Source organism: Flavobacterium sp. AK-301 (genome assembly GCF_058310215.1).
In genome coordinates this window covers 117,452-129,780 of record NZ_JBZEES010000004.1, presented here as the reverse complement: position 1 = coordinate 129,780, position 12,329 = coordinate 117,452, and the positions used below count along the sequence as shown (strand labels likewise).

Here is a 12,329-nt window from a genome sequence, read left to right as displayed (position 1 = left end):
TATCTGTAAAATTAAAAAGGTCTCCTAATTTGGGATTGGAGACCTTTTTGTTGTAAAAAAACGAGGGGTATTGATTCTACTGTTAAAAAATAATTTATTCGAATTCTGACGTAAAGAATAACTTTATATTTGGAAATTTAGACTGTGTCATCTGAATTGTGAAATCAGAATCTGCTAAAAATACCAGTTGATTATACTTATCCTTTGCCAGGAATTTTTGTTTTATACGTTTAAATTCTAAGAATTCTTCACTTTTCGGGTCATTTGGTTTTACCCAGCAGGCTTTATGTACCGGGAAATTCTCATAAGAACATTTTGCACCATATTCATGTTCCAGTCGGTACTGGATAACTTCATACTGTAAAGCACCAACCGTTCCAATAATTTTTCGGTTGTTCATTTCCAGTGTAAATAATTGAGCAACACCTTCATCCATTAACTGGTCAATACCTTTTTCCAACTGCTTTGCTTTCATTGGATCAGCATTATTGATGTATCTGAAATGTTCAGGAGAGAAACTTGGAATTCCTTTAAAGCTCATGATTTCCCCTTCTGTTAAAGTATCTCCGATTTTAAAGTTTCCGGTATCATGTAATCCTACAATATCACCCGGATAAGAAATATCTACAATCTCTTTTTTCTCTGCAAAGAAAGCATTCGGAGAAGAGAATTTCAGATTTTTATTTAGTCGGACATGCATATAAGGTTTATTACGTTCAAACGTTCCTGATACGATTTTAATAAAAGCAAGACGGTCACGATGTTTAGGATCCATATTAGCATGGATCTTGAAAACAAATCCGCTCATTTTTGTTTCTGTTGGGTCAACCAGTCTTGTTTCCGATTCTTTTGGTCTTGGAGAAGGAGCAATCTGAATAAAGCAATCTAGTAGTTCACGTACTCCGAAGTTATTTAAGGCTGAACCAAAAAACACAGGCTGTAGCCTTCCTTCCAGATAATCTTCCCGGTTGAACAGAGGATAAACTTCCTGTACAAGTTCTAATTCCTCTCTTAATGTTGCTGCTGGTTTTTGACCTACTATTTTGTCTAATTCAGAGCTGTTTACGTCAGAAAAAGCTATAGTTTCCTCAATGTTTTTACGGCTGTCTCCACTAAATAGGTTGATGTTCTTTTCCCATATATTGTAAATTCCTTTAAAATCATAGCCCATTCCTATCGGAAGACTTAAAGGAGTAACTGCTAATCCTAGTTTTTGTTCCACTTCATCCATTAAATCAAAAGCGTCATTTCCTTCACGATCTAATTTATTGATGAAAATAATGATCGGGATTTTACGCATTCTGCAGACTTCAACCAGCTTCTCTGTTTGTTCCTCAACCCCTTTTGCAACATCAATTACCACAATAACACTATCTACAGCAGTAAGTGTTCTGAAAGTATCTTCAGCAAAATCCTTGTGTCCTGGTGTATCGAGAATGTTGATTTTTTTATCTTTATAATTAAAAGCCAATACAGAAGTAGCTACAGAAATTCCTCTTTGGCGTTCAATTTCCATAAAGTCACTCGTAGCCCCTTTCTTTATTTTGTTATTCTTTACCGCACCTGCTTCCTGAATTGCACCACCAAAGAGTAATAATTTTTCTGTTAAAGTAGTCTTACCGGCATCAGGGTGCGCAATAATACCAAAAGTTCGTCTTCTGTTTATTTCTTCTATAAAACTCATATGTATAAATAAATGGACAGCAAAAGTAATGTTTATTCGTTAAATAATAAATTATTAAAGCTAATGTAGCAAGAGAGTTCTTTAAAACAAGTGTATTATGGTCTTTAAGAAAGAAAATTCATACAAACATTTTCTATTTTTCAATCAAATTTGGTTCAAAAAAAATCTTTTTATTTCATATTTATAAAACTTTGCTATAATTTTTTGTTAATAGTAAAAATCTGTACTTGTATAATGTTTGGGAATTGTTATTTTTGTTCGTTAACAATAGTCCATTTAAAAGATAGTTCCGAAAATCGGTGCACTATACTTTTTTATTATATTTCGATTATTGCAATATTTAATTATTGGAAACAGATTATTAAAACGCAAGAGTTGTTAAATATTGCTGTTTTTGAAAAAGAAAAAAAACGAATTAAATCATAATGCATAAAATCATCTATATAGCGGGATTATTAATAGTAGTTACTTCCTGTGATTTCTTTAAGCCGGCAATAAAACCCGAAGCAGTTGCCAGAGCAAACAAATCTTTTTTATATAAAGAAGAACTAGTAAACCTTGTCCCTAAAGGGGTTTCAAAAGAAGATAGTGTTGTTATTATCAGAAATTATATCGATAGATGGGCAACACAGTCACTACTTATTGATGCTGCCGAGATCAATTTAAGTTCCGAAAAGAAAGCAGAGTTTGATAAACTGATTCAGCAGTATAAAATTGACCTTTATGCAAGAGCTTATATTGAAGAAATAATTCAGAGGACTGTTGATACTACCGTTACTCAGGCTGAATTGGTAAAGTATTATAACGAAAATAAAGAAAACTTCAAAACGACCAGCAGTTTAGTAAAACTCAGATTTATAAATTTAGCAAAAGACAATCCGAAATTTGAAACAATAAAAGCTAAATTTTTGAATTATAATAAAGAAGACCGAAAAATATTAAATACTTATTCAATTCAATTTAATAGTTTTGCGCTGAATGATTCTGTCTGGGTAGATATGGACCAGGTTTATGGAAAATTGCCCTTTATAACATCAGATAACAGAAGTAATTATATTCAGAATGGAAAAACAGTTCAGTATTCAGATTCTCTGAATGTGTATTTGGTGAAAGTGAACAGAGTATTGGATAAAAATGAGGTGAGCCCTTTTGATTATGTGAAACCTACTTTAAGAAAAGTTATTTTAAACAAAAGACAATTAGAGTTAATTAAAAAATTTGAAAAAGATATTACTAATGATGCAATTAAAAACAATATATATGAAATCTATAATTAACAAGGTTTGCCTGATCGTGGGTATTTCTATTGTTTCAATAGGAAATACAAATGCCCAAGAGATTCTTCCAGAGGAAGTACCTCAGGTAAAGGAGCCTGTTCAGAATACTTCAAAACCAAAGATTGATGGCGTTATAGCAGTAGTTGGAGAATATGTTATTTTAGATTCAGATATTGATAAAGCGTATTTAGAAATATCCAGTCAGGGTGGAACAGTAGAAAATATTACAAGATGTGAAATGTTAGGTACTCTTTTAGAGAACAGACTCTATGCACATCAGGCTACTCAGGATAGTATTGTTGTTAAAGATGCCGAAGTTAATGCTATGCTGGATCAGCGATTAGATTATATAGTAGAACAATTGGGCTCAATAGATAAAGTTGTTAAATATTATAAAAAAAACAGTCTGGAGGATTTCAGATCTGAGTTCTTTGATATTATTAAAATGAATAAACTGACAGAGGAAATGCAACGAAAAATTGTAGATGCTGTCGAAATAACTCCTGAAGAAGTAAGAGCTTTTTATAAAAGAATACCGGAAAAAGAGTTGCCTGTTTTTGGTGCAGAAATGGAAGTAGCCCAGATTGTAGTGAATCCGAAAGTTTCCGAAGTAGAAAAACAAAAAGTAATTGACCGATTAAAAGAATTTAAAAAAGAAGTAGAAGAAGGAGCTAGTTTTTTCAGTAAAGCAGTATTATACAGTGAAGACCCAGGATCAAGATCCAGTGGAGGGTATTACAAAATAACCAGAAAAACACAATTTGTAAAAGAATTTAAAGATGTTGCTTTCAGTCTGGCAGAAGGAGAAATATCAGAACCTTTTGAAACCGATTTTGGTTATCATATCATTTATCTGGAAAAGATTAGAGGACAGGAATTAGATGTAAGACATATATTACTGACACCAAAGGTCACAGATGAAGCTTTACAAGAAGCAAAAGAAAAGATTGAACTAATCAGAAAAAGAATTACAGAAGGTGAAATCTCCTTTGCAGATGCAGCACGTGGTTCTTCTGATGAAAAAGAAACAAGAAACAGTGGAGGGATTCTGTTGAATCCCAAAACAATGGAGACTCGCTTTGAATTAACTAAAATGGATCCCGCATTATACAATCAAGTATCCGATCTGAAAGACGGAGCAGTTTCATTCCCTATACTAGATCAGGATCAAAACGGAAGAAAAAGATACAAATTAGTTACAGTAACAAATCGTTTTGAAGAGCATAAAGCAGATTACGCAAAAGATTATATTAAAATAAAAGAGTTAGCTTTACGTGAAAAACAAATTAAAGAGATAGGGAAATGGTCCGCAGAAAAGATCAAAGAAACCTATATAAAAATTAACGGTGAATACAGGAACTGTAAGTTTACCAATAATTGGTTAAAAAAATAATTTGTTATTATGTTTAATGCTGTAAATTAAATTCTGAAGATCAGGATTTGATTTATACACTTTAATATTAAAAAAGAATGTCTGATGTAGCTGCTATAGAACGTTTAGTTCAAAAACAGAAAGAATTAAAACAAGAGATTGCAAAAATTATTGTAGGTCAGGATGCCGTTGTAGATCAGATTCTGCTCAGTGTTTTTTCTGGAGGACACGCCTTATTAGTTGGTGTTCCCGGTCTGGCAAAAACATTAATGGTAAATACTATTTCACAAGCTTTAGGTCTTGATTTTAAACGTATCCAGTTTACACCTGATCTAATGCCTTCAGATATTTTAGGAAGTGAGATATTAGATGAGAACCGTCAGTTTAAGTTTATTAAAGGACCTATTTTCTCAAATATTATTTTAGCAGATGAAATCAACAGAACACCCCCTAAAACTCAAGCAGCCTTACTGGAAGCTATGCAGGAAAGAGCCGTTACAATTGCAGGACATCATCATAAATTATCATTACCCTATTTTGTTCTGGCAACACAAAACCCGATAGAACAAGAAGGAACCTATCCTTTACCCGAAGCACAATTAGACCGATTCATGTTTGCTATTAAGCTGGATTACCCTTCTTTTGAAGAAGAAGTACAAGTTGTAAAAAGCACAACATCTGATTTTAAAGTCACCGTTAATCCATTGTTTACAGCTCAGGAAATCATTGATTTTCAGCATTTGATTCGAAAAATACCGGTTGCCGATAATGTTATTGAGTATGCAGTTACATTAGTAAGTAAAACACGTCCGGATAATCCACTGTCAAATGAGTTTGTAAAAAATTATATTGACTGGGGTGCAGGACCGAGAGCATCACAAAATCTAATTCTTGCAGCTAAAGCACATGCTGCGTTTAATGGAAAATATTCTCCGGATATTGAAAATGTACAAGCAGTCGCAGAAGGAATTTTAAGACACAGGATTATTAAAAATTATAAAGCAGACGCAGAAGGAATTTCCGAAGAAATGATTATTCAGAAATTGCTTTAAGTGCTTCTGAATCCCTTATTTAGAAAGGTTCTTTGTAATAAAACACAAAGAACCTTTTTTCTTTTTAAACCCTGATTTCGAATTTAGCAATAAAAGGATTCTAAAATAATTATTATTAGGTAATTTAATCAAAAAATCATATATTTTTCAATAAAGAGCACTCAAAATACCTTTTTGGCAATAATAATCTTCTGAAAGGTCTCTTTTGCTGAAAATCTTTTAAATATCGGTATTAATATGTAGATTTGTATCCGATTAATGTTTTTAGAAAATACACTTAACATAACTAAATTTTTATTATGGCTTTTGATATTGAAATGATTAAAAAAGTGTACGCTGACATGTCTGTACGTGTTGATAAAGCACGAGAGCTTGTAGGTCGTCCACTAACACTTACAGAAAAGATTTTATATGCTCATTTATGGGAAGGTAAACCCTCACAAGCTTTTACAAGAGGTAAAGACTACGTTGATTTTGCTCCGGATAGAGTAGCTTGTCAGGATGCTACCGCACAAATGGCTTTATTACAGTTCATGCATGCCGGAAAAAACAAAGTAGCAGTTCCTACAACAGTACATTGCGATCACTTGATTCAGGCAAAAGTAGACGCTGTTACCGATTTGGCAAGAGCAAAAACACAGAGTAATGAAGTATTTGATTTCTTATCATCTGTTTCAGATAAATATGGGATTGGTTTCTGGAAACCAGGAGCAGGTATTATTCATCAGGTAGTTCTTGAGAATTATGCTTTTCCGGGAGGAATGATGATAGGTACCGACTCTCATACTGTAAATGCAGGTGGTTTAGGTATGATAGCGATCGGAGTTGGAGGAGCAGATGCAGTAGACGTAATGTCAGGAATGGCATGGGAATTAAAATTTCCTAAACTAATCGGAGTAAAATTAACAGGTAAACTTTCCGGCTGGACAGCACCAAAAGACGTTATTCTAAAAGTAGCAGGTATTCTTACTGTAAAAGGAGGAACCGGTGCTATCGTTGAATACTTTGGTGAAGGAGCAAAAGCAATGTCCTGTACAGGTAAAGGAACAATATGTAACATGGGTGCTGAGATTGGAGCTACAACCTCAACTTTTGGGTATGATGAATCAATGGATCGTTATTTACGTTCTACAGGAAGAGCAGATGTAGCAGATGCAGCAAACAAAGTGGCAAAATATTTAACAGCAGATGAAGAAGTATACGCTAATCCGGATCAGTATTTCGATCAGGTTATTGAAATTAATTTATCAGAATTAGAGCCTTATTTAAACGGACCTTTTACACCGGATTTAGCTACACCGATTTCAAAAATGAAAGAAGAAGCTATTAAAAATAACTGGCCTTTAAAAATTGATGTTGGTTTGATTGGTTCTTGTACAAACTCTTCCTATGAAGATATTTCAAGAGCAGCTTCCTTAGCAAAACAGGTAGCAGATAAGAATCTGACTACTAAATCAAAATTTACAATTACTCCTGGTTCAGAATTAGTAAGATATACTATCGAGCGCGATGGATTTATTGACACTTTTGATAAGATTGGAGCAACCGTTTTCGCAAATGCCTGTGGACCATGTATTGGTATGTGGGATAGAGAAGGAGCAGAAAAAGAAGAGAGAAATACAATCGTTCATTCTTTCAACAGAAACTTCTCAAAACGTGCAGACGGTAACCCGAATACATTAGCTTTCGTAGGTTCTCCGGAATTAGTAACTGCTTTAGCAATTGCAGGAGACTTAGGTTTTAATCCGCTTACTGATACTCTTATCAATGAAGATGGAGAAGAAGTAAAACTAGATGAACCAACTGGTAATGAATTACCTCCAAAAGGTTTTGATGCAGAAGATCCAGGCTTTCAGGCTCCGTCAGAAGACGGTTCAGGAGTTCAGGTAAGAGTAAGCCCTACATCTGAAAGATTACAGTTGTTATCCCCTTTCACTCCATGGGACGGACAAAATATAACAGGAGCTAAATTATTGATCAAAGCTTTCGGAAAATGTACTACAGACCATATTTCTATGGCAGGTCCATGGTTACGTTTTAGAGGACACTTAGATAATATCTCTAATAATATGCTGATCGGTGCAATCAATGCTTTTAATCAAAAAGCAAACCTTGTAAAAAATCAGTTAACAGGAGAATATGCCGAAGTACCAGCGGTTCAGCGTGCATATAAAGCAGCAAACGTGCCTACAATTGTTGTAGGAGATCATAACTATGGTGAAGGTTCATCACGTGAACATGCTGCAATGGAGCCACGTCATTTAGGTGTAAAAGCAGTATTAGTAAAATCTTTTGCCCGTATTCACGAAACGAATCTTAAAAAACAAGGTTTATTAGGATTGACTTTCGCTAACGAAGCAGATTACGATTTAATTCAGGAAGACGATACTTTCAATTTTATTGATCTGAAAGATTTCGCTCCTGCAAAACCATTAACAATTGAAGTAGTTCATAAAGATGGCTCTAAAGACACAATTATAGCAAATCATACTTATAACGAAGGTCAGATTGGTTGGTTTAAAGCAGGTTCTGCATTAAACCTGATTGCCGCTGCCGGAGAAGCAAAGTAATCACTATAAATTGTAATATCAGTAATAAAAAAGCGTTTCGATATTCGGAACGCTTTTTTTATGTAAAATAAAATATAAATGATTAAATCAAAAAAAGCTATTAAGAGGAATTTCTTAACAGCTTTTTTGTATGTCTATAATTACCTGAATTTATTTAAGTACACATTTAAGGTATTCCTGAAGAGTATTATCTCCTTTTTCCTGTAGCTTACTGTAATGTTCATTTGGGAAAAGAAGAAAACGACCTGCTTTCTCTTCCTTAAGCTGGTTGTAAGTAGAATCCGGTATAGGCAAGATAGCATTTATTCCCCATTTGTCAGATCCCAGATCTTTTGAAGCAATTTTTTCCGGTATTTCCAGGTTAATAATACTTCCTTTTTGAGTTTTGAAGAATACTTGATCTCCTTTTTCAAGAGTAAATGCCTGTACAGCTGTAAGGTTTAGTTCTATAAGAGCTGTATCGTTGTTCTTGTCTCTATATAACAGAAAACTTGTAGAAGAGAAAGAGTAATGATTAGCAGCGGAGGTTTCTCCTTTTCTAGAAATTATAAGTTCTCCTTCACCAGATACTTTTAAGGTTTCATTTTGTGTAGCAGATTCTGATTCGTTAAGTATAGTGTTACAGTCCTGAGCTTTAATGATATACGAAACAGATAGTAAGCTAAATAATATGTATTTTTTCATTTCTGTATTAATTTTATGTTAAAAGAATGTTATAGTAGGCAAATATAACAAAAAAAAAATTAAAGAAGTCTGTTTTTATGATACAATGTGTTTTTTTATAAAAAAACTAATCAGTTAATTCTAAAAATGTTTTTTTGATTATGATTTACTCTATTGTAGAGAAAGTTTATCTTTGATAAATAAAATTCTTCAGTAAATCATTTTTACAATCCTTAAAGAACAGTTATAATGCAGGAAGAGGTTAATACTTCTAAAAAAGAACAAAACAAAGGACTTAAGACAACATTTATAGGAATTGTTGCCAGTGGAATATTAGCAGTTGTAAAACTACTGGGAGGTATTTTTGGGCATTCCTATGCATTAATTGCAGATGCAATAGAATCCGGAGCAGATGTACTTACTTCAACATTACTATGGTTTGGTTTAAAATGGTCCACAAAGCCCCCAGATGAAAATCATCCATACGGACATGGAAAAGTAGAAGCTTTAGTTTCATTAGGGATTGCACTGGCGATGGTACTGGCAGGATTTATAATTATTAAAGACAGTATAGAACATATTATACAGCCCCACAAAGTGCCGGCTATCTATACTCTGATAATATTAGTTGTAGTGGTATTTACAAAAGAAATTTTATATCGATATGTACTGAAAGTAGGTAAAGAGCTGAACAGTGACGTTATAAAAGCAGACGCTTCCCATCATCGTAGTGATGCAATAACCTCAATAGCCGCATTTATAGGGATAAGTATCGGTATTATTGGCGGACCCGGATATGAAGTAGCAGATGATTACGCAGCTTTGTTTGCCGCCGGTCTGATTATGTACAATGCCTATAAGATTGCAAGACCCGCAATAGGAGAATTATTAGACGAAACACTAGAACCCGAATTATTAGTTGATATTAAAAAACTGGCAGAATCAGTTCCCGGAGTTGCCGTAGTTCAGAAATGTAAAAGCAGAAAAATGGGAACCGCCTATCATGTTGATCTCCATATCTGGGTAGATAAGGACTTTACAGTAGAAAAAGGGCATACTATTGCACATAATGTAAAAGATACCATTGTTGAAGCCGTTCCTCAGGTAATAGACGTACATATTCATATAGAACCATATTATAAAGACGGATTCCCTAAAGCTGAGAAAAAATGAAAAATAAATTAAGATCCCGAATCACAAATATAGCAGTATTACTTTTTCTAATCCTATTTCTGTTTACACCCTTAGGTACCACGATCAAAGTATGGATTAACAGAATAATTGCCTTTAGTCCTTCCGTAATAGAAAAAACAGATCAGAAAAAAATAGAAAATTACAATTGGAACTTACTAAATGAAAAAGGAGAAACAGTTTCCTTTGAACAATATAAGGACAAGATCATTCTGATTAATTTTTGGGCGACATGGTGTCCTCCTTGTATTGCAGAAATGCCCGGGATGCAGAAACTGTATAATGATTATAAAGAAGAGATTGTGTTTTTGTTTATAGCAAATGATGACGAAGATAAAGTAGTTCGATTTATGGAAAAACATAAGTATACCTTACCCGTTTATTATGTTTACAGCTCGATTCCTGAAGTATTAGAATCCCGTTCAATTCCCACAACGTATCTTATTGACCGATCCGGAAATATTATTGTTGATAAAACCGGATCAGCAGACTGGAACAGTGATCGTTTCAGAAAAGTTCTTGATGATCTTTTAAAATAAATTTTCAGAGAATAACCCCCAAAACATATAGCCATTCGTTTTTCATTACAAGTATAAGGCATACAACTTAAAAGTTTACTACTTTAGTGCATTCTTAAGGATTTTTAATCCTTAATCTAAATTACAATTAGTTGAAATGTCAGAAGAACAAAAAAAAATATTAGAGCAACAGCTTTGGAATATAGCTAATACATTAAGAGGTAAAATGAATGCGGATGAATTCCGAGATTATATCTTAGGTTTCATATTTTATAAATATTTGGCTGAAAAAATGGAAATTTTTGCCAACTCTATTTTAGAACAGGATAATATTCAATTCCGAAATATTCAGGAAAACACAAAAGAAGGTCAAAAATATATTGAAGCAATTAGAGAAGAAGCACTTGAAACCTTAGGTTACTTTTTGAAACCATCTGAACTTTTCGGTGAAATTGCAAAAAGGGGAAACAGCGATACCAATACGTTTATTTTGGAAGATTTACAGAAAATACTTACAAATATTCAGTTGAGTACGATGGGAACACAAAGTGAAGAAGACTTTGATAACCTGTTTGAAGACATGGATCTCAACAGTACAAAATTGGGAAAAACGGCAGATGCCCGAAATACTATTATAGTAAAAGTATTAATACATCTTGATGAAATTGACTTTAAACTGGAACATACTGAGCTTGATGTATTGGGTGATGCCTACGAATATTTGATTGGTCAGTTTGCCAGTGGTGCAGGTAAAAAAGCGGGAGAATTCTATACTCCACAAGAGGTTTCTAAAATTCTGGCAAAAATTGTTACTACAGGAAAAAACAGATTAAAATCAGTATATGATCCAACCTGCGGTTCCGGTTCTTTATTATTGCGTGTTGCCCGGGAGGTAAAAGACGTCAACAATTTCTACGGACAAGAAATGAATCGTACCACATACAATCTTGCCCGAATGAATATGATACTCCATGGCGTACATTATCTAAAATTTGACATTAAGCAAGAGGATACATTAGAACATCCACAGCACCTTAATGATATGCCTTTTGAAGCCATAGTGGCAAATCCTCCCTTTTCCGCTAATTGGAGTGCAAATCCTTTATTTCTGAACGATGATCGTTTTAGTCAATATGGAAAATTAGCTCCGGCAAGCAAAGCCGATTTTGCTTTCGTACAACACATGATTTATCATCTGGCAGAAAACGGGACAATGGCTATTGTGTTACCACACGGTGTTTTGTTCCGTGGTGCAGCAGAATTACATATTCGTAAGTATCTTATTGAACAAAAGAATTACTTGGATGCCGTTATTGGGTTGCCTGCTAATATTTTCTACGGAACCAGTATTCCCACTTGTATTTTAGTTTTTAAAAAATGCCGTGAAACCCCTGACACCATTTTATTTATTGATGCCAGTAAAGAATTTGAAAAGGTCAAAAATCAAAATATGTTGCGAGACGTACACATTACTAAGATTGTGGAAACCTATCGTAATAGAACGGAGATTGAAAAATACAGCCATTTAGCAACTTTAAAAGAAGTTGCTGAAAACGATTATAATTTAAACATTCCTCGATATGTAGATACTTTTGAGGAAGAACCGGAAATCGACATCCAGGCTGTAATGAACGAAATCAAATCTTTAGAAGTCAAGCGAGCCGATCTCGATAAAGAAATTGATGTCTATTTCAAGGAATTGGGACTTGTTTTTTAAGTAAGAGGTAATAAATTATGGGTGAAGAACAAAACATCATTATATATAAAACCCAAGACGGGAAAGTTTCCATTGCTTTGTATGCAAAAGATGGTTCTGTGTGGATGAATCAGAATCAGCTTGCAGAACTTTTTGACACCTCTAAACAGAATATAGGTCAGCATATAAATAATGTGTTAGAAGACAATGAATTAGAGTCGAATTCAGTTGTAAAGAATTACTTTACAACTGCCTTAGATGGTAAAAATGGTCGAAAAAGTGTATCAGGAATTTGATGTTAAACGA

The 12,329-nt window shown here is 33.8% G+C and carries 10 protein-coding genes; 8 read left to right on the top strand and 2 right to left on the bottom strand.

Annotated elements, in window-relative coordinates; translation table 11 throughout:
* Window positions 1-94 precede the first annotated feature (94 nt).
* The gene (locus AC4FQX_RS08530; protein WP_491167266.1) at window positions 95-1,684 is read right to left on the bottom strand and encodes a peptide chain release factor 3; all 1,590 of its coding nucleotides are present in this window, start codon (window positions 1,682-1,684) and stop codon (window positions 95-97) included.
* A gap of 425 nt (window positions 1,685-2,109) precedes the next feature.
* On the opposite strand from AC4FQX_RS08530, the gene AC4FQX_RS08525 reads away from it, so the two are divergent.
* The 4 genes from AC4FQX_RS08525 to AC4FQX_RS08510 all read left to right on the top strand — a co-directional run bounded on the left by AC4FQX_RS08525 (window position 2,110) and on the right by AC4FQX_RS08510 (window position 7,955).
* Window positions 2,110-2,961, top strand: a complete 852-nt coding sequence (locus tag AC4FQX_RS08525; protein ID WP_491167265.1) for a hypothetical protein — start codon at window positions 2,110-2,112, stop codon at window positions 2,959-2,961.
* Window positions 2,924-4,354, top strand: coding sequence for a peptidylprolyl isomerase (locus tag AC4FQX_RS08520; protein ID WP_491167382.1), 1,431 nt, complete (start codon window positions 2,924-2,926; stop codon window positions 4,352-4,354). Before AC4FQX_RS08525 ends, AC4FQX_RS08520 begins: the two co-directional genes overlap by 38 nt.
* A 77-nt stretch (window positions 4,355-4,431) precedes the next feature.
* Window positions 4,432-5,385 (top strand): AAA family ATPase, encoded by a 954-nt coding sequence (locus AC4FQX_RS08515; RefSeq protein WP_491167264.1) that lies wholly within the window; start codon window positions 4,432-4,434, stop codon window positions 5,383-5,385.
* A gap of 299 nt (window positions 5,386-5,684) precedes the next feature.
* The gene (locus AC4FQX_RS08510) at window positions 5,685-7,955 is read left to right on the top strand and encodes an aconitate hydratase (RefSeq protein WP_491167263.1); all 2,271 of its coding nucleotides are present in this window, start codon (window positions 5,685-5,687) and stop codon (window positions 7,953-7,955) included.
* A 150-nt stretch (window positions 7,956-8,105) separates the two neighbouring features.
* Here the strand turns inward: AC4FQX_RS08510 and AC4FQX_RS08505 are convergent, their stop codons facing one another.
* On the bottom strand, window positions 8,106-8,639 hold the full coding sequence (locus AC4FQX_RS08505; RefSeq protein WP_491167262.1) for a hypothetical protein: 534 nt from the start codon (window positions 8,637-8,639) through the stop codon (window positions 8,106-8,108).
* A 228-nt stretch (window positions 8,640-8,867) separates the two neighbouring features.
* Here AC4FQX_RS08505 and AC4FQX_RS08500 point away from each other — a divergent pair, with 228 nt between their 5' ends.
* From AC4FQX_RS08500 to AC4FQX_RS08485, 4 genes are all read left to right on the top strand, one after another.
* Complete coding sequence (locus AC4FQX_RS08500) at window positions 8,868-9,791, top strand: cation diffusion facilitator family transporter (RefSeq protein ID WP_491167261.1); 924 nt, start codon at window positions 8,868-8,870, stop codon at window positions 9,789-9,791.
* On the top strand, window positions 9,788-10,348 hold the full coding sequence (locus AC4FQX_RS08495) for a TlpA family protein disulfide reductase (RefSeq protein WP_491167260.1): 561 nt from the start codon (window positions 9,788-9,790) through the stop codon (window positions 10,346-10,348). Before AC4FQX_RS08500 ends, AC4FQX_RS08495 begins: the two co-directional genes overlap by 4 nt.
* A gap of 136 nt (window positions 10,349-10,484) precedes the next feature.
* Window positions 10,485-12,044 carry a type I restriction-modification system subunit M gene (locus tag AC4FQX_RS08490; RefSeq protein WP_491167259.1) on the top strand — a complete coding sequence of 520 codons (1,560 nt, stop codon included), beginning with the start codon at window positions 10,485-10,487 and terminating at the stop codon, window positions 12,042-12,044.
* Between the two features lie 17 nt (window positions 12,045-12,061).
* Window positions 12,062-12,319, top strand: a complete 258-nt coding sequence (locus AC4FQX_RS08485; RefSeq protein WP_491167258.1) for a virulence RhuM family protein — start codon at window positions 12,062-12,064, stop codon at window positions 12,317-12,319.
* Window positions 12,320-12,329 lie beyond the last annotated feature (10 nt).